At 70.5% G+C, this 23,082-nt stretch carries 15 protein-coding genes; 7 read left to right on the top strand and 8 right to left on the bottom strand.

What is annotated here, in order from left to right; all coding sequences use genetic code 11:
* Positions 1-191 (top strand): substrate-binding domain-containing protein (locus tag ACFWVV_RS36185; RefSeq protein WP_384422906.1); only part of this gene is annotated, 191 nt, incomplete at its 5' end.
* Positions 192-270: 79 nt separating this feature from the next.
* On the opposite strand, the gene ACFWVV_RS36180 is transcribed toward ACFWVV_RS36185, so the two are convergent.
* Positions 271-3,150, bottom strand: a complete 2,880-nt coding sequence (locus tag ACFWVV_RS36180; protein WP_384357683.1) for a glycoside hydrolase family 3 C-terminal domain-containing protein — start codon at positions 3,148-3,150, stop codon at positions 271-273.
* A 343-nt stretch (positions 3,151-3,493) separates the two neighbouring features.
* On the opposite strand from ACFWVV_RS36180, the gene ACFWVV_RS36175 reads away from it, so the two are divergent.
* The 4 genes from ACFWVV_RS36175 (at position 3,494) to ACFWVV_RS36160 (ending at position 8,044) form a co-directional block, all read left to right on the top strand.
* A complete protein-coding gene (locus tag ACFWVV_RS36175; protein ID WP_384357685.1) occupies positions 3,494-5,170 on the top strand; it encodes an extracellular solute-binding protein in 1,677 nt (558 codons plus the stop codon).
* Complete coding sequence (locus ACFWVV_RS36170) at positions 5,170-6,222, top strand: ABC transporter permease (protein ID WP_384357687.1); 1,053 nt, start codon at positions 5,170-5,172, stop codon at positions 6,220-6,222. Before ACFWVV_RS36175 ends, ACFWVV_RS36170 begins: the two co-directional genes overlap by 1 nt.
* Positions 6,219-7,145: a carbohydrate ABC transporter permease gene (locus ACFWVV_RS36165; RefSeq protein WP_384357689.1), complete on the top strand. Its 927-nt coding sequence runs from the start codon at positions 6,219-6,221 to the stop codon at positions 7,143-7,145. The genes ACFWVV_RS36170 and ACFWVV_RS36165 overlap by 4 nt, the downstream gene beginning before the upstream one ends.
* 182 nt (positions 7,146-7,327) lie before the next feature.
* Positions 7,328-8,044 (top strand): hypothetical protein, encoded by a 717-nt coding sequence (locus tag ACFWVV_RS36160; protein ID WP_384357691.1) that lies wholly within the window; start codon positions 7,328-7,330, stop codon positions 8,042-8,044.
* A 118-nt stretch (positions 8,045-8,162) separates the two neighbouring features.
* Here the strand turns inward: ACFWVV_RS36160 and ACFWVV_RS36155 are convergent, their stop codons facing one another.
* The 6 genes from ACFWVV_RS36155 to yicI all read right to left on the bottom strand — a co-directional run bounded on the left by ACFWVV_RS36155 (position 8,163) and on the right by yicI (position 18,864).
* Positions 8,163-9,122 carry an expansin EXLX1 family cellulose-binding protein gene (locus ACFWVV_RS36155; protein ID WP_384357692.1) on the bottom strand — a complete coding sequence of 320 codons (960 nt, stop codon included), beginning with the start codon at positions 9,120-9,122 and terminating at the stop codon, positions 8,163-8,165.
* 83 nt (positions 9,123-9,205) lie between these two features.
* Positions 9,206-10,189: an acetylxylan esterase gene (locus tag ACFWVV_RS36150; RefSeq protein WP_384357693.1), complete on the bottom strand. Its 984-nt coding sequence runs from the start codon at positions 10,187-10,189 to the stop codon at positions 9,206-9,208.
* A 138-nt stretch (positions 10,190-10,327) separates the two neighbouring features.
* A complete protein-coding gene (locus ACFWVV_RS36145; RefSeq protein ID WP_384357695.1) occupies positions 10,328-12,115 on the bottom strand; it encodes a cellulase family glycosylhydrolase in 1,788 nt (595 codons plus the stop codon).
* Positions 12,116-12,158: 43 nt separating this feature from the next.
* Positions 12,159-13,682 carry a glycoside hydrolase family 43 protein gene (locus tag ACFWVV_RS36140; RefSeq protein WP_384357697.1) on the bottom strand — a complete coding sequence of 508 codons (1,524 nt, stop codon included), beginning with the start codon at positions 13,680-13,682 and terminating at the stop codon, positions 12,159-12,161.
* A gap of 106 nt (positions 13,683-13,788) precedes the next feature.
* Positions 13,789-15,792 carry a beta-galactosidase gene (locus ACFWVV_RS36135; RefSeq protein WP_384357699.1) on the bottom strand — a complete coding sequence of 668 codons (2,004 nt, stop codon included), beginning with the start codon at positions 15,790-15,792 and terminating at the stop codon, positions 13,789-13,791.
* An 843-nt stretch (positions 15,793-16,635) separates the two neighbouring features.
* A complete protein-coding gene (gene yicI / locus ACFWVV_RS36130) occupies positions 16,636-18,864 on the bottom strand; it encodes an alpha-xylosidase (protein WP_384357701.1) in 2,229 nt (742 codons plus the stop codon).
* 553 nt (positions 18,865-19,417) lie between these two features.
* On the opposite strand from yicI, the gene ACFWVV_RS36125 reads away from it, so the two are divergent.
* Complete coding sequence (locus ACFWVV_RS36125) at positions 19,418-20,797, top strand: GH1 family beta-glucosidase (protein ID WP_384357703.1); 1,380 nt, start codon at positions 19,418-19,420, stop codon at positions 20,795-20,797.
* 189 nt (positions 20,798-20,986) lie between these two features.
* Positions 20,987-21,865, top strand: coding sequence for an SGNH/GDSL hydrolase family protein (locus tag ACFWVV_RS36120; protein ID WP_384357705.1), 879 nt, complete (start codon positions 20,987-20,989; stop codon positions 21,863-21,865).
* Positions 21,866-22,049: 184 nt separating this feature from the next.
* On the opposite strand, the gene ACFWVV_RS36115 is transcribed toward ACFWVV_RS36120, so the two are convergent.
* A complete protein-coding gene (locus ACFWVV_RS36115; RefSeq protein ID WP_384357707.1) occupies positions 22,050-22,859 on the bottom strand; it encodes a L,D-transpeptidase in 810 nt (269 codons plus the stop codon).
* Between the last annotated feature and the right edge of the window lie 223 nt (positions 22,860-23,082).

The raw sequence follows: 23,082 nt of genomic DNA, 5'->3' as shown, positions 1-23,082 counted from the left end.
GCCCGGAGCAGGTGGCGCTCCAGGGTTCCATCCGGCTGACCTCGGTCACCATCCCGGCGCGCCAGATGGCCCGTCATGCCGTCGAGCGGCTCGTCGCCAGGATCGAGGGGAAGGCCGACGACGAGGTCTTCCTCCTGGAACCCGAACTCGTCGTGCGGGCGAGCAGCGGGCCGGCGCCCGTGCGGGGGTAAGGGGTGCGGCGTGACCGGCTCCTTTGCCGCACCGGACTCCTGGGCGGCGGCGTCCAGGAGTCCGGTGCGGCCCCGGGCCTCAGGCCTGGAAGGTGACGCGCGCGAGGCGTACCGGACCCCGCAGCGTGAGGCGGACGTCGTGCACACCCGTGGGCACGGTGGCGGGGACGCTCACGGTGGTGTAGTCGTAGGGCCCTGCGGTTCCCGGGGACAGTGCAAGCGCTGCCAGGGCCGGGCCGTCACCCAGTGAGAGCTCCACCGTGCCCCCGCCCGCCGCCTCCATCGTGATCCCGGCCGCCCCCGCGCCGAAGTCGCAGTCACGGTAGAGGAGTTGGCCGGTCCGGTCGGCCGCCGGGGTGACGGAGTCCCCCGACGTCTTCGTACGGTCCACGATCTCGACGTCGCTCAGCTCGTCGAAGGCCACCGCCTCCAGACCGTCCACCGTGACCGGCCGGGGGACGGACGGCTCACCGTCGAGGTCCATGGTCCGGGACAGCCGGATGTCCTCGCTGGACGCACCGACGAGGATCTCGTACGGGCCGGGTGCCACCCGGGCGCGCCCCAGCGCCACGTCCCAGAACGCCAGGGCCGCTACCGGCACCCGGAAGGTGATCTCCGCGACCTCCCCGGGCGCGAGCGTCACCCGCCGGTGCGCGGCCAGCTCCCTGCGCGGCCGTGGCACCGAAGGGTCCACGGCCCGGGTGTAGAGCTGGACGACCTCGTCCGCGGTGACGGCACCCGTGTTGCCGACCGAGAAGGACACGTGCAGTGCCCCGTCCTCGGCGCGGGTGGTCAGGCCCCCGTACGCGAAGGACGTGTACGACAGGCCGTGCCCGAAGGGGAAGAGAGGCGTGCCGGGGAAGTAGAGGTAGGTCTGGCGGCCGCCGATCACGTCGTAGTCGAGCAGGCCGGGCAGGTCCGCGTCGGCGGCGTACCAGGTCTGCGGGAGGCGGCCCGCGGGGGAGACGTCACCGGCCAGGATCCGGGCCAGGGCCGTGCCCGCCGCCTGCCCGCCGTGCGACATCCACAGCAGCGCCGGCACCTCGGTGTGATCGAGCGCGTACGGGTACGACGACACCAGCGCCAGCACCGTGTTCGGGTTCGCGGTGCGGGCCGCGCCCAGCAGGCGTTCCTGGTGGGCGGGCAGGGCCAGGGTCGTGCGGTCCTCGGTCTCGCGGCCGTTGATGTGCGGATCGTTGCCCGCGACGACCACGACCACGTCCGCGTCCGAGGCGGCCCTGCGCACCGCGTCCTCGCCGCACTCGACGACGACGCGCTCGAAGATCTCCCCTTCCCCTTCGGCAACCTTCAGGCCGTCGGCGGCAACACAGACAGGAAGACCTGTACCCATGTGCCGAAGAAGGTGTCCGTGCCCGTGCGGTTCCCAGCGGAACGTCTCCTGGACGACCCAGCCCCCCGGCTGGTCGGCGGAGGCCCGGAGATACGCGTCGTCGGCGACGGAGAGATAGCGGCCGTCGGGGGCGCGCAGCGTCAGCACGCCCTCGCCCCAGTCGGCGAGCGAGAGTTCGGTGCCGTGCGCACCGGTGGTGAGCGGGGGCAGGTCCGTCCGGCCGGCCAGCAGGGCCGGGTCGAGGGTGCCTTCGGCGCCGCGCACCTCGTCGTCGGCGTCCGCATCGGGGACGTGCAGGAAGGTTCCGTCCGAGGTCTTGAGCAGGATCCGGTCCACGCCCTCCGCGAACCGCACGCACTGGGGGCCGAACCGCTCCGCCAGGCCGGAGCGCGGCGTGCTGCGGTGCAGGAGCGTGCCGCTGTACCAGTCGCGCTTGCACTCGTCGGCGAGCAGGCCGACCACCGCGATCCGGGTGCCGGGCGCCAGCGGCAGCAGACCGCCGTTGTTCTTGAGCAGGACGACGGACTGCTCGGCAGCCTCCTGGGCGAGCGCCCGGTGGGCGGGGGTGTCGAAGTCCGCGGTATGCGCGTGGTCGGCGGTGTGCGCGCGGTCCGCGGTGTGCCCGTGCGGGTCGAGCTCCGGGTCGAACTCGCCGAGGCGGAAGCGGACCGAGAGCTGGCGGCGGACCGCCTCGTCGATGTCCGACTCACTCAGCAGGCCCTGCTCCAGGGCGCCGCGGACCCGCGCGGTGATCTTCGAGCCGTCGGTGCCGTGGTCGGTGAAGCTGTCGACGCCGGCCCGCAGCGCCGCGGCCGTCGCCTCCTCGTGGGTGTCGAAGTAGTGCTCGGAGTCGACCAGGTTGGAGGGGGCGCCCGCGTCCGAGCAGACCAGCAGGTCCTCTTCCGTCCAGGTGCGCAGGTGCTCCCGCAGATACGGGGAGAGGTGGTTCGGGCGCCCGTTGACCAGGTTGTAGGCAGGCATCACCCCGGCCACCGCGCCCGCCTCGACCGTCTCGCGGAAGGCGCGCAGGTCGTACTCGTGCAGGACGCGGGGGCGGACCGAGGAGGAGGTGACGTCGCGGCCCGTCTCGTTGTTGTGGGCCAGCCAGTGCTTGAGGACGGGTGCGGTGCGCCAGTACGCGGGGTGTTCGCTGCGCAGGCCGCGCGTGTAGGCGGTGGCGATGGCGGAGGTGAGCCCCGGGTCCTCCGAGTAGCCCTCCTCGTTGCGGCCCCACAGGGGGTGGCGCAGCAGGTTGACGGTGGGGGCCCAGACGTTCAGCCCCACGCGGTCGTCGCGGGCGCGCATCGCGCGGACCTCCTTGGACACCGCCTCGCCGACCCGTCGTACGAGGTCCGTGTTCCACGTCGCGCCCAGGCCCACGGCCTGCGGGAAGACCGTGGCGGGCCCCATCCAGGCCACGCCGTGCAGGGCCTCCTGGCCGGTGCGGAACGCGGCGATGCCGAGCCTTTCCACGGCGGGCGCGAACTGGTGCAGGAAGCCGGTTTTCTCATCGAGCGTGAGCTGCGACAGAAGGTCGTCGACGCGCTTCGCGAGGGGCAGCAGCGGATCACGGAAAGGCAGTGGTGTGTGCGACGTGTGTGCGGACACGTGGGATCCCCTTGAGCCGGGACAGTGGTTTTTTGCGAAGCGCTTCGATGCTCGTCAGGGACCGGCATACGTGTCAAGGGAATGGCGTCAACGCATGAATCAAGGCGTGCAGGACGCGTACTCCCGACCCCCGGAGGAATCTTTGGAACGACTCTTGTGCGCCTTTGGGAGTTCACTTAACCTCGCAGCAACATCGAAGCGCTTCGACTAGGTGTCACGTCGCCATCACGTCGCAAGGGTGGGAAGTCCGCTTCGGAGCAGTCCGGTTCAGCCAGTTCCAGTTCCGCCACCGCAACCGCGGCCTGCCGACGGTTGACCAGGTGCGCCATGAAGGGTTGACGCAATGACGTCGAATGTCACTTCCTCCGGACCGAGCCGGAGAAAGTTCCTTCTCTCCACGGCGGTCGCCACCGCGGCGGTGGCCGGGGGGATGCCGCTGCTCAGCGCCTGCGGCGGTGCGGAGAAGAAGTCTCAGAAGGAGGGCGCCACGTCCCACAAGGGCGCCGACAAGCTGATCCCGGCGTACGTGGCGAGCACGGTCAGCAAGCCGGACCTGCCGTCGAAGAACGGCTCGGCGGACGGTTACCTCGCCAAGACCGACCTCGCGGCCCTCGCCGCCTCGGTCCCGGTCAAGCTCGGCACCGGCGCGCCCGTCAAGATCATGTCGCCGTTCTGGGGCTCCCCTCCGAAGGCCGGTTGCGCGTACTACACGGCGGCCGACGCGGCGGCGGGCACGAAGATCACGTGGCAGAACCAGGACGGCAACACCTACGGCGAGAAGCTCGGCGCCGTTCTCGCCTCCAGCTCCATACCGGACATGGTGGTCGTGCCCAGCTGGGAGCTGGTCGGCAAGATCTCGAACGCGGTGACCGCCAAGTTCATGGACCTCGGCCCCTACCTGGCGGGCGACAACGTGAAGAAGTACCCGAACCTGGCCGCGATCCCCTCCGACTCCTGGCGCATGAGCATCTTCGGCGGCGCGCTGCGCGGCATCCCGATGCCGTCCGCAGCCGCGACCTTCATCGTGCCCTACTACCGCAAGGACGTCTTCGACAAGAAGGGCTGGTCGGCGCCCAAATCGCCCGAGGAATTCCTCAGTTGGGCGAAGGAGGCCACCAGCGCCAGGGCCAAGGTCTACGCCTGCGGCGACATGACCTGGACCGCGACGAACATCTTCGGCGTCCGCTCCTCCGGGTCGCTCGGCTGGAACATCGGCGACGACGGCAAGCTGACGTACCGCATCGAGCAGCCCGAGTACCTGGAAGCCCTGGAGTGGACCCGCAAGCTCTTCGACGCCGGCGTGGTCCACCCCGACGACAAGGCACGTACCGGCGACGCGGGCCAGCGGTTCACCTCCGGGCAGATCCTGGTCTACAACAACGACATGTCCCACTGGTACGCGAGGGCCGCCGAACAGGCGCTGTCCCAACCGGACTTCAGAATCGAAGGCATGGACATCTTCGGCGCCGACGGAGGCAACCCCACGCTGTGGGCGTCCCAGCCCGCCACCATCTGGTCGCTGATCCGCAAGGGCGCCTCGAAGGAGACCGTGGAGAACGCCCTGGCCGCCGCCAACTTCTCTGCGGCGCCGTACGGCACCAAGGAGCGGATGGTCGTCGACTACGGCGTCGAGGGCACCCACTACACGGTCAAGGACGGCGTCCCCGTCAAGAACGACCTGGGCAACTCCGAGGTGATGAACGCCTGGTCGATGCTGGCCGCCCCGGCCCCCTACTTCGCACACCCCGACCTTCCCGAAACCGCCCGCAAGCAGGTCGAGTGGCAACAGCGCATGGGCGCCTTCGCCAAGAGGACGTCCACGTACGGCATGAACATCGTCGAGCCGAGCCGATACGCCGGCCTCGCCAGCCAGTTCGAGCAGCTTGAGATCGACTACGTGCGGGGCAACAAAAAGCTGTCCGACGTGCAGGCCGCCATCGCCACCTGGAAGTCCTCCGGCGGCGACAAGCTGCGCGACTGGTACAAGGAGCTCCTCGACAAGAACGGCAGCGGCAACTGATGTCACTGACAGCCCGGAGCAGGCCCCCAGGGGCCTCTCCCCCCGCCGCCGGGGAGGAGCCGAAGGAGGCGGACCCCGGTCCTGCCGCCGAGACACCACCCCTGCGCCGAACGGTCCTGGCCGGCCGGATTCCCTGGCGGCTCCGGCTGCGCCGCGACCGCACGCTCATCCTGATGACCCTGCCCGTCGTCGTCCTGCTCCTGCTCTTCCACTACGTCCCGCTGCTGGGCAATGTCACCGCCTTCCAGGACTACGATCCGTATGCCTCCAGCAACGGCATCATGGCGATCTTCGAAAGCCCCTGGGTCGGCATCGAACAGTTCACCCGGATGCTCCAGGACCCGCTGTTCTGGAGTGCCACGAAGAACACCCTCGTCCTGTTCGCGCTCCAACTGGTGCTGTTCTTCCCGGTCCCCATCGCTCTCGCGCTGGTCATCAACAGCGTGATCCGCCCCCGCGTACGGGCCGTCGCCCAGGCGATCATGTACCTCCCGCACTTCTTCTCCTGGGTCCTCGTCGTCACCGTCTTCCAGCAGATCTTCGGCGGCGCGGGCATCATCGCCCAGACCCTCCAGGACCACGGCTGGGACGGCTTCGACCTGATGACCAACGCGGACCTGTTCAAATACCTGGTCACCGCGCAGGCCGTGTGGAAGGACGCCGGCTGGGGGATCATCGTCTTCCTCGCCGCACTGGCTGCCGTCAGCACCGACCTGTACGAGGCGGCAGCCATGGACGGCGCGGGGCGCTGGCGGCGCATGTGGCACGTGACGCTGCCCGCACTGCGCCCGGTGATCGCACTGCTGCTGGTGCTCAGGGTCGGCGACGCGCTGACCGTCGGGTTCGAACAGTTCCTGCTCCAGCGCAGCGCGGTCGGAGCGGGGGCCAGCGAGGTCCTGGACACGTACGTGTGGAACACGGGCATCCAGAACGGCGACTTCAGCTACGCGGCAGCGGTCGGGCTGGTCAAGGGACTCATCGGAATCTGCCTCGTCCTGGGCGCGAACAAGTTCGCACACCTGCTGGGCGAGCAGGGGGTGTACAAGAAGTGAGCCTCAACACGCAGCTCGTCCGCAGCCTCAAGGCGCCACCCCGCCCCGCGTGGGAGGAGCCGCCGAGCAGGGCAGGCCTCACCTTCAAGGGCGGGTTCCTGCTGTTCTGCTGCCTGGGGGTGCTCGGTCCTTTGTGGATCGTGATCGTCACCAGCCTCTCCCCGAAGGCCGTGATCGACCGGGTCGGCGGCCTCGTCGTGATCCCCCAGGGCATCACCTTCGTCAACTACACCGAACTGCTCGGCGGCGGCCAGGTCAGCCGGGCGATCATGGTCTCGGTCGGCGTCACGCTCTTCGGCACGCTGTTCTCGATGACGGTGTCGGTACTGGCGGCCTACGGCCTCTCGCGGCCGGGGAGCCTGGGCCACCGGTACTTCCTGATGACCATCATGGCGACCATGTTCTTCGGGGCCGGACTCATCCCCACGTATCTGCTGGTGCAGTCCCTCGGCCTCACCGACAACTACCTGTCGCTGGTCCTGCCGAGTGCGGTCAGCGTCTTCAACATCCTCGTCCTGCGGGCCTTCTTCATGGGGATCTCCCCCGAACTCACCGAGTCCGCCCGCATCGACGGTGCCGGTGACCTGCGCATCCTGCTGACCATCATCCTGCCGCTGTCGCGGGCGGTGGTGGCCGTCATCTCGCTGTTCTACGCGGTCGGTTACTGGAGTGCCTGGTTCAACGCCTCCATCTACCTCACCGACCAGGAGATGATGCCGCTGCAGAACGTGCTCATCCAGCTGGTCCAGAGGAACACCGAGATGCCGACCGGCCTCCAGCAGGCGGTCCGTACCGGCCAGCTCTCCGCCCTGGGACTCCAGATGGCCGTCATGGTGCTCGCGCTGATCCCCGTCGCGGTGGCCTCGCCCTTCGTCCAGCGTCATTTCAAGAAGGGCATGCTCACCGGCGCCATCAAGGGCTGAAGCACGGCTCCTCGCGCAGTACCGCGGGCCGGGCCCCGTGCCGTACGGCGGCCCGGCCCGCCCCCTCCTACCTCCTCCGGTGACGCGCAGCCGCACCATGCGTCGCCGCAGTGGGCCGCGCCTCTCCGTCATGGGGGCGCGGCAGCATCCCCCGCAATCCCCCCACCCGTGGAAGGGACACCATGGTCAAGAGCGCGATACGCAAAGTCACCACGGCGGTACTGGCACCGGCAATGGCTCTCGGCGCCGTCGTCGGCCTGGCCGCAGCCCCCGCTTCCGCAGCGGTCTGGAACTCCTGCGACCAATGGGGCAACACCAGCCTGAACGGCTACAAGCTCTACAACAACATCTGGGGCTCCGGCGCCGGCAGCCAGTGCACCTGGGCCAACTCCGGCACCAACTGGGGCGTCTGGGCCAACCACCCCAACACCGGCGGCATCAAGTCCTACCCCAACTCGACGAAGACGATCAACAAGCCGATCTCCTCCCTCGGCTGGCTCAACAGCACCTACAACGTCAGCGTCCCGTCGTCCGGCGCCTACAACACGGCGTACGACATCTGGGACGACAACCACCAGTACGAGATCATGCTCTGGGTCAACCACAACGGAGCCGTAGGACCGCTCGGCACCTGGCAGGCCACCGTCACGCTCGGCGGACACAGCTGGAACGTCTACAAGGGCACCAACGGGGCGAACCAGGTGTTCTCGTTCCTGCGGACGTCCGACTCCAACTCCGGCACCGTGGACATCAAGCCGATCCTCCAGTGGATCGCGAACACCAAGGGCTGGATGCCCGCCAACGAGGTCATCGGCGACGTGCAGTTCGGCTACGAGGTCACCTCGTCGTCCGGCGGCCTCAACTTCACCACCAACAACCTGACGATCAGCGGCGGCTGACCCCGCCCCGCCACCGCACCGCCGGAGACGTCCGGCACACCACCAGGGCCGGGGCCGGTCCGCGTCCCTCCCCGGGCGCGGACCGGCCCCGGTCCCTTGCGTATCGGCCGTTGCCCGGTCAGCGCCGGGCGAACTGGACCCCGGTGGGCTGGACGACGTCCGGCCGTACCGCCATCGCGTCGATGGTCAGCCGCTCGCCATGGATGTCGGTGAGCCTGACGGAGCCGCCGCAGCCGTTGCCGTCCGCCGCGATGAAGTAGTTGAAGGCGGTACGCGGCAGTTTCCGCCAGCCCCCTGCTGTACGCACTTCCAGTACGGCAACGGGATTGCGGTGGCCGATCGCCTGGAGGGCGCACCAGTGGGCGCTGGAACCGGTCTTGTAGCGGAGGGAGATCTTCTCGGAGGTGCCGGGGCTCACCAGGCTCCATGTGATGGGTATCCGGCCGAGCTTGAGGTCCGCCAGCTTCGCGAACGCCTGCTGGCTGAGGTCGATCTGACCGGGTGCGCACGGCAGCGGGCATTCGTTGGTGATCCGTACCGTGACCGACTTGCCGTTCGCCGCGCGGACGAGCACGTGAGCGCCGCACGCCCGGGACGTCTCGTAGTCGGTGGTGTTCATGGCCGCGACCATGAGGTCGGGGCTCGGTCCGAACAGGCAGGCGCCGTTTCCGTCCCCGGCCTCGTATGCGGTGGCGACCCCCCGGTGCTGGGCGGACTGCAGCCGTCCTCCTGACTGCGCGGGCGGAGCGGGCCTTGGCGCGGGCCGCGGGGGCCGGGTGGCGGCTGTGGGCGACGGGCTCGCCGAAGTGGTGGGCGCGGTACGCGTCGGTGTGGGGGAGCCGCTCGGCGTGGCCGTCGGGAGCGGGGCGCTCGTCCGGTCGGCGGCGGTGCCGGGCGCGGGGGAGGGTACGGGGGCCAAGGAGGTGGTGGCGACGGTCCGTGCCCCGGATTCCCCGTCGGGGACCAGGGCGACGGCCAGACCGACGAGAACGCCTGCGGCGAGGAGCGCCGACGCGGCGCCCAGCAGGAGCTTGCGCCGGTGCCGGCGCTGCCGCGCGGCCTGCCTCGGTGTGTTCATGTGCTGTCCGTTCGCAGAGACGAGTCGATGGTGCACTGCTGAGTGGCCGCTGCGAGCCCGAAGGTTGCCGGTGACTTGTTCCCCTACTGCCGTGGCGCCGTCCCGCGCCGGTGCAGCCACTTCAGTTGGGCCGCGGTGTTGCGGCCGAAGCCGCCGCCGTGGTCGGCGAAGGGCCACACCGTCATGGTCCTGTCATCCCCCGCGTAGTGGTTGAAGGCGGCGTACACCGTGGAAGGCGGGCAGATGGGGTCCATGAGGCCGACGCTGAACAGCACCGGCGCACTGGCCCGGGTGGCGAAGTGGACGGCGTCGAAGTAGTCGAGTGGGCCGAAGGCTTCCTCGACGCGGTGCGGGCTGTGCCAGCGCAGGTACTTGACGATCTCCTGGTACGGCCCCTCCGTGCTGGTCCGCGCCGCCTCGCGGAAGTGGCACAGGAAGGGGACGTCGGCCATGGCCGCCGCCACCTTCTCCGGGGCGAGTGCGGCGACCGCGAGACTCAGGCCGCCGCCCTGGCTGCCCCCGGACACGACGACCCGGCCGCTGTCGAGACCGGGCAGTTCGGCGACCGCGTCGACGGCGCGCACACAGTCCGTCATCAGGCGGCGGTAGTAGTGGTGGCGGGGCGAGTCGATGCCGCGGGTCATGAAGCCCTCGACCCATTGGGTGCCGTCGCCCTCCCCGCGGTCCGGGGTGTCGTGGCCCTGGCCGCGGCTGTCGACGACGAGCTGGGCGTATCCCGCCGCGGACCACAGCAGGTGATCGGTGGGCAGCCCGCGGCCACCGCAGTAACCGGCGTAACTGACGACGACCGGCAAGGGACTCCCGGCACCGCGCGGGCGCAGCAGCCAGGCCGCCACCGGTTCGCCGTTCCAGCCGGGGAAGCGTACGTCGTCCACCTCGACGGTGCTCAGCAGGTGCTGCTCGGTGACCCGCTCGGCCTTCACCGCGCCGCCGTGCGAGCGGGCCTCGGCGAGGGTCTCCTGCCAGAACGCGTCGAAGTCCGTCGGAACGTACAACTGGGATTGGTGGGCGGTGAGTTCGTGGCGGGTCGACTCGGTCACGGACATGGCAATCCTTCGGGAGATCGGGAAAGGGAGAGATCGGAAAAGGGAGAGGTCGGGGAAAGGGGAGGGCGTGGGGGACATGGCGGTGCCCTGGCCGCCCGGGGAGGAGGGCGGCCAGGGCACCGGCCGGACGGGGGTGGGTCACTCCGCCTTGACGGCCGTACCGGTGACCGCGGCACCGGACTTGGTGACCTTGTACTTCACCTTGGCGCCGCTGTAGAAGTGGAAGGTCAGGTTCGCCGTCTCGCCCTCCCGCAGTGCCTTGATGAAGGCGGGGGTCAGGACGATCGTGCCCTTCGCGACGTCCGGCGAGAACGCCTGGTTGAACTCCTGGAACGGAGTCCAGCTGGTCGGCCCGGCGTTGGTGCCGTCGCCGTACGTGGCCTCCATCGTCGCCAGCTGGTCACCCTGGTACTTCGTCGGAATCGCGAACGCCTCGGTGGTCCCGTCGGCGTTCGACAGTTCCGGGGTGTCGTAGGTGACCACGTCGATCTTCCAGGGCAGACCGCGCGAGAACCGGGCCTGGAGCGACGCGTTGACCCCGTACTCCCGGTTGCCGGCCAGCCGGGTCACGGTCTTCTGCGTGAGGGTGAGCCGGCTGTCGAAGATGCTGTAGTCCCGGCCCTCGACGAGCTTGGCCTCGCCGTGCCACAGACCCTTGAACGTGGTGCCGTTCAGGTGGAGCGTGAACGACTTGGGGCCGAGCGGCTTCGCCTTCGCCACGTAGATCTTGTCGAAGGAGGTGGTTCCCGAACGGGTGGTCCAGCTCGACTTGATCCACGTGAACAGCTCCGGGTCCCGCCACTTCAGGGTGGCCCGGTTCAGGTAGGCGAAGTTGTCCCACAGGGCGGTGGTGACGCCGGCCTTGCGCGCCGCGTGACCGAGGTGCTCGTAGTACTTCAGCGCCTCGCCCCGCTCGACGCGGTCGGGGTGGTGGTGGTCGGGCCAGCTCAGCAGGCCGTACTCGCCGAGGTAGACGGGCACGCCCTTGCTGGTGAAGATCTCCTTCATCCGGCCGAAGGCGTCCTCCAGGTCGTTCCTGGAGGCCTCGTCGTAGTGGGTGCCGCCCGCGATGTTCACGCTGAACGGGTACCAGCTGTAGTAGTGCACGGTGGCGACCAGATGGCGGTCGCGCAGCGACGTGATCAGGGTGTGCAGAGCGTCCATGAAGGCCGGGTCGGGGCTGCCGGCCGGCGTGGTCAGGACGAGCAGGCGGTCCTTGTTCCTGCCGCCCGAGGCGCGGACGACTGTGTGGAACGAGGTCTGCAGTTCGTGGTTGTACGCGATCTTCTGCTCAGGCGTGGCGTCGGCGTAGCCCGGCTCGTTGATGCCCTCGAAGAGCAGGGTCCGCGGCGCGTCCTTGAACGTCTCGGAGATCTGGGTCCACAGGGAGTTGAAGCGGGCCAGGACGTTGTCGTGATCCTTGGTGATCTTCTCGACCCACTGCCACGAGTCGTGGTGGACGTTGAGCACCACGTAGAGGCCCTCGGCGAGGGCGAAGTCGACGACCTCCTTGACACGGGCCATGTACTCGGCCTTCACGGCGTAGGGCGCGGTGGCGGCCTGGTGCGCGCTCCAGGTCACCGGGATGCGCACGCTCTTGAAGCCGTGTCCGCGGACCGCCTTGAACAGCTCCCTGCTGGCCTTGGGGTTGCCCCAGGACGTCTCGTCCGGAATCGCGTCCAGGGAGTTGCCCAGGTTCCAGCTCGGCTGCATCGCCGCGACGGCGTCCATGGCGCGGGCCGGGACCTCGACCGCGGCGGGGGCCGGCTGCTCCGGGGCGGCGGGTGCGGCGGGTGCGGCGGGCGGGCCGGGCGCGGCGAGAGCGGTGCCGGACAGCCCCAGGACGAGGAGCAGCGCCATCAGCAGGCCGTACAGGCGTCCTGGACCGTGGCTGCGGTGGTGGTCGGCTCTGGGTATGTGCTTCACAGGGTCGTGCCTTTCGGTCGGTGGTGCGGGGAATCGGTCCGGGTCAGCCGTCGAGGGGCTCGTAGTCGAACCAGTCGAAGTGCAGGGTGCCGTCGGCGGCGTACATGCCGATGACGCGTCCGGTGAAACCGCCGGCGACCTCGGTCGACAGGTAGCGGCCGTCGAGGCGGGCGAGTTCGGTGAAGGTGCCGTCGGCCGACTCGAAGCCGAGCGAGACGACATCGGGCCCGGTGCACGGCCCGCCCTCGGGGGGCGGGGCCGTCGAAAGGACGAGGACCAACGGCCCTTCCGGCACGCCCCGTTGCGCCACGACCGTGCGCAGCGAGCCGACGCGCGCGATCACCCGGACTTCCCCGCCGGAGACCTCGACCCCGTAGTGGTGCCGCTCGTCCAGGCGTACGGCGAGCCCGCCGCGCCCCTCGCAGGGGTCGACCAGGGTGCGCGCCCGGCCCGTGACGTGCTGTTGGCGTCGTCCGGTGAACACCACGTCGGGCTCGTCCAGGGACGCACCGCGCGCACGCAGCGTCAGCCACCCGGGGCGCTCCCTGGTGGTGCAGTGCTCCGCCGGCCGGTCGCGTACGGAGATCCAGGAGGGCCGCAGTCCGGCCGTCTCGAAGTCGTCCCGCCGCTCCTCGGGCGGCCCGGGGAGGAGCGGCCACGGCAGCTCGGGCAGCTCCAGGGAGACCTCGCCGACGACCGGCCAGCCGTCCACCCAGGTCACGGGGGTCAGGAAGGTCTCCCGGCCGAGCACGTGCCAGCCCGGTGTGCCGCCGCCGGGCCGGACGCCGAGCAGGACCATCCACCAGGAGCCGTCGGGGCCCTGGACCAGGTCGGCGTGGCCGGTGTTCTGCACGGGACGGTCGGTTCCCCGGTGGGTGAGGACCGGGTTGTCCGGGCACGGCTCGAACGGCCCTGCGGGGGAGGCGGCGCGGGCGATCGACACCCCGTGGCCGCGCTCGGTGCCGCCCTCGGCGATGAGCAGGTACCAGTGGTCGCCGATCCGGTAGAGGTGCGGCGCCTCCGGGGCCTTGGCGTCGGGCCCGCCCGCCCAGACGTGGTGCGGTGTGCCGTACGTCTGTCCGGTGGCCGGGTCGATACGGACCTGCCACCCCCCGGCGACCGTGCACCAGCAGGTGCCGTCCTCGTCCCAGGCCAGGTCGGGGTCGATGCCGGGCACGTCCGGCGCAGGGATGGGATCGGACCACGGCCCTGCGGGGTCGGTGGCGGTGACGATCAGGTTGCCGCCGCCCTTGCTGCAGTTGGTGACGATCAGAAAGAAGCGGCCCTCGTGGTGGCGCAGGGTGGGGGCGTAGATCCCGCCGGAGGACCACGCGGAGGCGAGCGGCAGCTGCTCCGGCCGGTCCAGGACGTTGCCGATTTGCGTCCAGTGGACCAGGTCGCGGCTGTGGAAGAGGGGTATCCCGGGGAAGTACTCGAAGCTGGAGCAGGCGAGGTAGTAGTCGTCGCCGACCCGGCAGACGCTGGGGTCGGGGTGGAGGCCGGGGACCACGGGGTTGGTGGGGCGGATGTCCGGCCTGCGCGAAGGAGGCACCAGGGGACCTCTCATCAATTCGATGGGTGTGGAGGGTGCGGGAGGGTCGGTCGTGAGGCGGGCGTGGGCGGCTCGGTGGTGAAGCGGGCGCGGGAGGCTCAGGACAGGGCCGCGGGCCAGGTCAGGCCCGGCCGGCCTGGCCGGGCCCGCGCAGGACCGCGCAGCCGCCGGGCGGCAGTTCGCGGGCAGGGGCGTCGGTGAGCAGGTCGTGGGCGGGCTCCGGCAGGGGCACGACCTCGGCGGTGTGGTTGAGCAGCACCTGCCAGTGGCGGCCGTCGGGGGCGCGGCGGGTGACGGCCTCGACACCGGCGGGCAGGCCGGGTGCTTCCGGACCGGCACCCGCCTCCGTCAGCAGCCGGCCGACCAGGACCGCGTAATCGACGTCGCTCAGGCGGGTGGAGACGTACCAGCCCTGCCCGGTGCCGGAGCGGTGCCGGGTGATGGCGGGGCGGTCCGCGAGCATGCCGTGGGTGTACGCGGCGAGGGTCTCGGCGCCCTCGGCGTGCACGACCTCGCTCCAGACCGTGCCGCGCGTCCCGTCGGAGAGGGTGACCTGCTCGTCCTCCCGCAGCGGCCGGTACTCCTCGACGCGGATGCCCAGCGCCTCGCGCAGCGGTGCGGCCGGGTAGCCGCCGAGCCTGGCCTGCATGCGGTCGTCGACGAAGCCGGCCGCGTGCTGGACCAGGAGCGTCCCGCCGCCCTCCACGTAACGGCGCAGGTTCTCGGCACCCCTGTCGGACAGCAGGAAGAGGGCCGGGGCGATGACGAGCAGGTAGCGGCCCAGCTCGTGCTCCGGGTGGGCGAAGTCGACGGTGGTGCCCGCGTCCCACAGCGCGCGGTGCGCCCGGACGAGTTCCCCGTGGTAGTCGAGCCGCGAGGACGGCAGCCCGTCCACGCCCAGCGCCCACCAGGCGTCCGGGTCGTCCAGCACGGCCACCTGCGCGGTGACCGTGGAGCCCGCCAGCTCACCGAGCCGCGTCACCGCCTCGCCGAGCTCGGTCACCTCGCGGAAGATCCGGCTGTCGGGGCCCGCGTGCGGGACCATCGCCGAGTGCCAGGTCTCGGCACCGGCCCGGGACTGCCGCCACTGGAAGAACAGGGCGCCCTCCGAGCCGCGGGCGATGTGGGAGAGGGAGTGGCGCAGGATGTCGCCCGGCTCCTTGGCGAGGATCCGGCCGCCGTCGTACACGGTGTTGGTGCCCTGCTCCATCAGCAGCCAGGGGCCGCCGCCGCTCAGGGAACGGGTGCGGTCGGCGTGCACGGCTGCGCTCGCGGCGGCGTCCACGCCGGGTGCGGTCGGGTACTGGTCGGAGGAGACGACGTCGACTTCCCGGGCGAGGGCCCACAGGTCCACGTTCTGGTAGGAGGGCAGCATCAGATTGGTCGTCACGGGCCGGTCGCTGTGCGCGCGGATCGCGTCGCGCTGCTCGCGGTAGGCGGCGACGATCTCGTCGGACCAGAAGCGGCGGAAGTCCACCGCCTGGCCGGGGTTCGTGTGCCACTGCGAGGTGCGCGGCGGCAGCACCTGCTCCCAGGACGTGTAGCGCTGGCTCCAGAAGGCCGTGCCCCAGGCCTCGTTGAGGGTGTCCAGTGAGCCGTGCCGCTCGCGCAGCCACACCCGGAAGGCGGCGGCGCTGTGGTCGCACCAGCAGAGCGTGCCGTACTCGTTGTGCACGTGCCACAGCGCGAGAGCCGGGTGGTCGCCGTACCGTTCTGCCAGCGCGGCGGCGATTCTGCGGGCCGCGTTCCGGTAGGCCGGGGCGGCGAGGCAGTAGGTGTCGCGGCTGCCGTGGGTGAGGCGGACGCCCTCGGGGGTGACCGGCAGGGCGTCGGGGTGGGCCAGGGTGAACCAGGGCGGCGGGGAGGCCGTCGGGGTGGCGAGGTCGACGGCCACGCCGTTCGCGTGCAGGCGCTCCACATGGGCGTCGAGCCAGGCGAAGTCGTAGCGCCCCTCCTCGGGTTCGAGCAGCGACCAGGAGAAGACGCCCAGGGTGGCCAGGTTGACCCTGGCCCGGCGCATCAGCGCGTCGTCCTCCTTCCACACCGACTCGTCCCACTGCTCGGGGTTGTAGTCCCCGCCGAAGGCCAGGCCACCCAGGCGGTCGGTGATGCTGCGAGTCGTCATGACGATTCCTCGGGTAGGGGGAGTGGTTCTCCGGCGGACAGGCGGGCCGGGTGACTGCGGAAACGGGGTGACTGGCGGGCCCGGTGACTGCGATGACGGGTGGCTGCGGTACGGGTGCCTCCCGTGGCCACTCGCCCGGCCGCGAGCGCGGGCGCGAGGGTGAACGAGCGGCCCCGCCATACCTGAGTCGAAGCGCTTCACCGCCTGCCGCACGTTAACGGTGAACTTTCATGCAGCACAAGGGTCCCCATCGCGTCACGCTCCTTGTGCCGGCCTCTCGACGGATCGCCGGCGCACAGCGCGCAGTTGAAGCGCTTCGGTACCATCATTGCCAGCCCAGTGGCAGCCGGGGGGGTACGAGGTGGACCGGTGGGAAGTGACGTGGTCGTCCTGGGCCAAGTAGCGCCAGTGACGGCCGAGGAAGGTCAGGCCCGCGTGGTCGAGGATCCTGTGGAGGACCCCGCTGCCCCCGGGGCAGGGTGACTCGACCGCCTGCTGGACGTGCCGCCCGGTGGAAGGCGGCGTCGTGCGCGTCGAGCTGGTCGACGTCGTGCCGGTGCTCGCGCGCCGGCTGCAGGCGGTCTTGAGCGCCGGGAGTTGGTGCGCGAGGCCGGCCACCTACGTGCCGTCGACGCGGCGTACCGTCAGGGCCCGGGCGACGGACAGCGCCCTGACGGCTTTGGGCGCGAGGTTGCGGGCCGGCCCCAACCGGCGGTCCGGCTCCGGCTCGGGTGGCAGCTTCGAACCCGGCGGGAGGGCCCCGGTGCTGATCGGCTTCCGACGCAGGCCCCGGCCGCCGGACGACGTGTCGTCCCACCTCCTGGAGCGCCCGCCTACAGCCGCTCACAGCTCCCTGACCTCCGGCACCGTACCCCCCTCGGGCGCCGTGACCGTCGCAGGACCGCCCCGGGCGTCGCGGATCACCCGGTAGGTCGCCGCCGTGCCGCCCTCGTGGTCGGGGACGGTGACGGTGGTGTCGTGCGTGCCGGGTGCGACCAGCAGCGTGAGGCCGTCGCTCCAGTCGCCGTCGGGGCGCTGTTCGTCGGCGCCGAGCGGCAGTACCGCGCCGGGGCGGACGTACAGCGGCAGGCTGTCGAAGCCGTGGTGCTCGCGGCGCCAGACCGGGCCCCGTACCTGCTCACCGGACAGCAGGTGGGTCCAGGTCCCTTCGGGGAGGTAGAACTCGACGTCGCCGTCCTCGGTGAACACCGGTGCCACGAGCAGGTCGGGGCCGAGCATGTACTGCCGGTCGAGGGTGCGGGACGTCGGGTCCCCGGGGAACTCCAGGAGCATGGGCCGCATCAGGGGCACGCCGTCGCGGTGTGCCTCGGCCGCCGCGCCGTAGAGATAGGGCATCAGGCGGTGCTTGAGGCGGGTGAACTTCCGCGTGACGTCGACCGCTTCGTCACCGAACTCCCACGGCACGCGGTAGGAGTTGGATCCGTGCAGCCGGCTGTGCGAGGACAGCAGGCCGAAGGCCAGCCAGCGCTTGAAGACGGCCGGGTCGGGCGTGCCCTCGAAGCCGCCGATGTCGTGCGACCAGAAGCCGAAGCCGGACAGCGACAGCGAGAGCCCGCCGCGCAACGACTCCGCCATCGCACCGAACGACGCCCAGCAGTCGCCGCCCCAGTGCACCGGGAACTGCTGGCCGCCCGCCGTGGCCGAACGGGCGAAGAGCACCGCGTCCCCGGTGCCGCGTTCCTTCTGGAGCAGCTCGAAGACGACCTGGTTGTAGAGGTGCGTGTAGTAGTTGTGCATGCGCTCCGGGTCGGAGCCGTCGTGCCAGCGGACGTCGGTGGGGATGCGCTCGCCGAAGTCCGTCTTGAAGCAGTCGACGCCCTGGTCGAGAAGGCCCTTCAGCTGGTCCTGGAACCAGGCGCAGGCTTCCGGGTTGGTGAAGTCGACAAGACCCATGCCGGCCTGCCACAGGTCCCACTGCCAGATGTCGCCGTTCGGCCGCCGCACCAGATATCCGTGCCGTACGGCCTCGTCGAACAGGGCGGACTTCTGGGCGATGTACGGGTTGATCCAGACGGAGATCCGCAGACCCCGCTCCTTGAGGCGGTCCAGCATGCCCTGCGGGTCGGGGAACACGTCCGGGTCCCAGGTGAAGTCCGACCACTGGTACTCGCGCATCCAGAAGCAGTCGAAGTGGAAGACGCTCAGCGGGATGTCCCGTTCGGCCATGCCGTCGACGAAGGACGTGACGGTCTGCTCGTCGTACTGCGTGGTGAACGACGTGGTCAGCCACAGGCCGAAGGACCAGGCCGGCGGCAGCGCAGGGCGGCCGGTGAGCGCGGTGTAACGGCGCAGCACGTCCTTGGGCGTGGGACCCGCGACGACGTAGTACGTCATTGTCTGGTCCTCGACGCTGAACTGCAGCCGGCCGACCGATTCGGAGCCGACCTCGTAGCCGACCCTGCCCGGGTGGTCCACGAACACCCCGTACGCGCCGCCGGGGGAGAGGTGCAGGCTGAACGGCACGTTCTTGTACGACTGTTCGCTGCTGGTACCGCCGTCGGCCTGCCACATGTCGACGACCTGGCCGTTCTTGACGAACGGGGTGAAGCGTTCGCCGAGGCCGTAGACCTGCTCGCCGACGCCGAGGGCGAGCTGGGCGGCCATGTGGTGGGCGCCGTCGGGGGTGGTGAAGAAGGCCGAGCCCTTGCGGTCGGCCCGGGTGACCTCGCGTCCGTCCGCGTCATGGAAGGTCAGCGTCCACGGGGCGGCTTCCTCCAGCCGGACGGACAGGGCGCCGCTCGACAGCTCGACAACGTTGCCTTCGCGGCGGACCTGCCCCGTGGAAGTGTGCGCGCCGGGCAGTGCGAAGTCGGGGCCGGGGTGCCGCTTGCCCGCGAAGTGCGTCAGACGGACGCCGATGACGCCTTCGGCGGGGGAGAAGCAATCAGCGGTCAGCAGTGGCGAGTTGAGGGTGTCTCCGCGGCGTTCGACCCGCTTGACGGCGGCGTACGCGGTGAACCGGTCGGTGCTCGTGCGAATGTCTCGGATCTCGGTGGCGTACGAGGCCTTGACCCCGTCGCGCATCAGCCAGAAGCCGTCGGTGAACTTCATGATCTTCCCAGGGGAGCAGAGGTGGATCCGGTCAGCGGGGCGGGTAGCGGTGATGGGGGAGCCGGCCTCCTCGATCCCGGCCGCGGACGCTTCGCACGGGGCCGGCCGACCCCGGGCCGCGCCCGGTTCCGCGCGCCCGCGCCGTCCGGCCACCGCACGGGGGCGCGGCCCACCGCCCCTCGACTCGCTTTCGATCGTGAAGGCAAGACTGCCGCCCACGCCAATTTGAGCGTAAGGAAATCGAAAGAGCAAGAGGATCAGAGGCATATTGTTGAAGCGCTTCGATGGCGAGCTGGCTGGGATCTGAGGAGAGTTCTGGACCTTTCTGGGGACCTTGGGTCTAGCGCTTCGACCCGTCATGGCGTAGGAGTCGTGGCAGAAACCGCATCAGCCGTACGGGCCGCAGTGAACACTCCGGCGGACGCACACGCTCCGCCGGGGCGGTTGCGGTCCCGGCGGACGTGCTGCTCGTCCTCGTCCAGAAGCACACCACCGCCGGAATCGCCGGCGGATCCGCCAAGCAGGGCCTCACGTAAGGCTTTCCATGAGTGACATGCCTCCCTTTCCCTCGTTCCCCCGCGGCTTCGTGTTCGGCGCGGCCACCGCCTCGTACCAGATCGAGGGCGCCGTCGACGAGGACGGCCGCGGCCCCTCCATCTGGGACACCTACAGCCACACCCCCGGCCGCACCCACGGCGGCGACACCGGCGACGTGGCCTGCGACCACTACCACCGCTACCCCCAGGACGTGGCGCTCCTGCGCGGCCTCGGCGTGGACTCGTACCGCTTCTCGGTCGCCTGGCCGCGCATCCAGCCGACCGGGCAGGGACCGGCGAACCGCAAGGGGCTCGACTTCTACTCCCGCCTGGTGGACGCACTCCTGGAGGCGGGCATCGAACCGGCCGCCACCCTCTACCACTGGGACCTGCCCCAGGCCCTGGAGGACCGGGGCGGCTGGCGGGCCAGGGACACCGCCGAGCGGTTCGCCGCGTACACGGAGATCGTCGCGGAGCACCTGGCCGACCGTGTCCCGCGCTGGATCACCCTCAACGAGCCCTGGTGCAGCGCCTTCCTCGGCTACTCGGTGGGCCGCCACGCGCCCGGAGCCCAGGAAGGCACCGGCGCGCTCGCGGCCGCCCATCATCTCCTCGTCGGCCACGGTCTGGCCATGCGGGCACTGCGGGCCGCCGGCGTGCGCGAGGCGGGCATCACCCTCAACCTCGACCGGAACGTTCCCGCCACCGACTCGGCGGCCGACCGGGCCGCGGTCGTCCGCGCCGACACGCAGCACAACCTCGTATGGACGGAGCCGCTCCTCGCGGGCCGCTACCCGGCCACGGAGGAGGACACCTGGGGCGAACTCCTCACGGGCCAGGACTTCCGACGCGACGGCGACCTCGCGCTCATCTCGCAGCCGATGGACTTCCTCGGCATCAACTACTACCGGCCGATCGTCGTCGCCGACGCCCCGCACCGGGAGAGCGACCCCGCGCTCCGGGTCGCCACCGACAACCGGTACGCGGAAGTCCCGTTTCCGCACGCGCGCCGCACGGCGATGGGGTGGCCGGTCGTCCCCGGAACCTTCACGGACCTGCTGGTCTCGCTCAAGGAGACCTACGGCGACACCCTGCCACCGGTCCACATCACCGAGAACGGCTCGGCCGAGCACGACGAAGTCTCCGCGCACGGAGCCGTGCGCGACGAGGACCGCGTCACCTACCTGCACGACCACCTCACGGCCCTGCGCGCCGCCATGGACGCCGGCGTCGACGTACGCGGCTACTACGTCTGGTCGCTCCTGGACAACTTCGAGTGGGCCCTCGGCTACGCCAAGCGGTTCGGCATCGTCCACGTCGACTACGACACCCAGCGGCGCACGCCGAAGGACAGCTACCACTGGTACGGAAAGCTGATCGAGGCACACCGGAGGTGAGGGCCTGGGGTACGGGGCAGGCAGCGCTCCCCGTACGCCGCGGGTCGCGTCCGGAATGAAGTCCTGCCGCTTGAAGGGCAGTTGTGCTTGTGCGCACGCCCAGAATCCCGGCCGGGCCATTGACACGCGGTGACCCGGCGCGGATTCTGCATTCCTGTCCGCAGAACTACTGGTCGGTAGGGGAGAGTCGTGGCGACTTCACGTCGAAGAGCACGGTCCGTACTCGCAACTCTGGGCGCGGCGGCGGTCCTGGTGGGCGGAGCTGCGGCCCCGGCCGGAGCGACCCCCGCCGAGCGGTACGTCTCGCTGGGCGACTCGTACACCTCGGCCCCGGGCGTCCCGGTACAGATCGACGCCAACTGCGGGCGTTCCAACAGCAACTACCCCTCCCTCACCGCCCGCGAGCTGGATATCGCGTCGTTCCGCGACGTCAGCTGCGGCGGTGCCACCACGGCCGAAATGTGGCGGGCCCAGGGCACCAATCCGCCCCAGCTCGACGCGCTGAACAAGCGCACCACCCTGGTCAGCCTCCAGATCGGCGGCAACGACATCGGCTTCGGCGAGATCATCGCCACCTGCGCCCGGCTCGGCGCCACCGACCCCACCGGCGCCCCGTGCACGGCGCACTACACCAAGGGCGGCACCGACGTCCTGGCGCGCCGGATCGCCGCCGCCGCGCCACGGGTGCACAAGGTCATCAGGGCCATCCACCAACGCGCCCCCCGCGCGAAGGTGTACGTGCTCGGCTACCCGGCCATCACCCCGGAAACGGGCCCCGGCTGCTGGCCCTCCGTCCCGACGGCGGCCGGTGACGTCGCCTACAACCGGGCCACGGCCAAACGCCTCAACGCCATGCTCCGCATCGTCGCCACCCTCTCGCGCGCCACCTATGTGGACACCTACAAGCCCTCCATCGGCCACGACGCCTGCCGGCCGCCCGCCACCCGCTGGGTGGAACCCCTGGTCCCGGCCTCCCCGGCGGCCCCTTTCCACCCCAACGCGAAGGGCGAGAAGGCAATGGCCGACGCCCTCCTGAAACACCTCACCCGCCCGGGCCGCGACCACTGAGGTCCCCCCCCGGCCGCGTACGGTGCGCGGCCGGGGCATCGACTCACGGAGCCGGTTGGAGCCGGAAAGCGACGGTGATGATCTCCCGGCTGGCAGCGGTGACCGGTCCTAGGTTCCAGTCGCTCGAAATCTGCCCGACGGCGAGCCGCGCCCAGCGCGGAGCGATCCGGGTCCAGGCCACGACTCAGTCGCCGGGAATCCCCTCCGCGCCGAAGGCCTCCGCGATCAGTCGGTCGTCGTGGGCGGTGGAGGTCTCCAGGGAGCGCACGGGCTTGCGGCCGTAGATGTAGAGCCTGGCGCCGACCTTGAGGTACTTGTACAGGCGCTCGGCGTCCTTGAGGTACATGTTGATGCAGCCTCCGGAGCCCGACGTGAAGAGGTCCCGGTACGTGCCGTGCAGGGCCTGGCCACCGTTGAAGAACTGCGAGTACGGCATCGGAGCGCCGTCGTAGATGGTGGAGAAGTGCGAGCGCTTCTTCTGATAGATCCGCTGCCAGCCGGTACGGGTCTCCAGGCCCTTGCGGCCGCTGCGGATGGGAATCGGCGAGAACGTGACCTTCTTGCCCTTCTGCACCCACAGGATCTGCCGGGACAGGTCGACACAGGTCAGCCTGTAGTTGGGCGTCGGGCACCGCTTGTTCGCGTTCGGGTTCTTCTTCACCTCGTCGACCAGCAGCAGCCGGTAGGTCCTCAGGTCCGCGGCCCCGTTGACCGGCGTGATCTTCAGCCGGGTCTGGAGCCTCTTGATCGCGAAGCAGTCGGCCTCGGACATCCTCCCGTCCTCGGGGAGCTTCAGCTTCTTCTCCAGCTGCCACTGGTAGGGCCCGGTGGGCGCGTGGCAGCCGGGCGCGACCCGTGCGGCGGCGGGCGGGGCGTCGGAAGTGGCGGCGGACGTGACGTCGGAAGCGGCGGCGGGGGCCACGCCGGTGAACAGGGTGCAGCTCAGGACCACGGCGGTGCTCGTGGTCCAGTGCGACGGCGGCCAACCAGGCATGGACGGTCTCCCGGGTCCGGGGCGGGCTGTTGCCGCCTGTGCAGGTGGTCCAGGGTTATCCCGCCGGGGCGGAGGCTGCCATCGGGATGCGGCCGCCCGGGTCAGAACAGGGTGTCGCCGAGATTCCCCGTCGCCCCGGGCGCGGGCAAGGAAGAAGTAACCGGAACGCGCGGCTTGTACACGCGGCGGACACTTCACGGCGGCCCGCCGGCTCCACAGGAGC

This window comes from Streptomyces sp. NPDC058663, assembly GCF_042716745.1.
Taxonomy (GTDB): Bacteria; Actinomycetota; Actinomycetes; order Streptomycetales; family Streptomycetaceae; genus Streptomyces.
The sequence above is the reverse complement of the archived record's forward strand: the minus strand, read 5'-3'. Positions and strand labels throughout refer to the sequence as shown.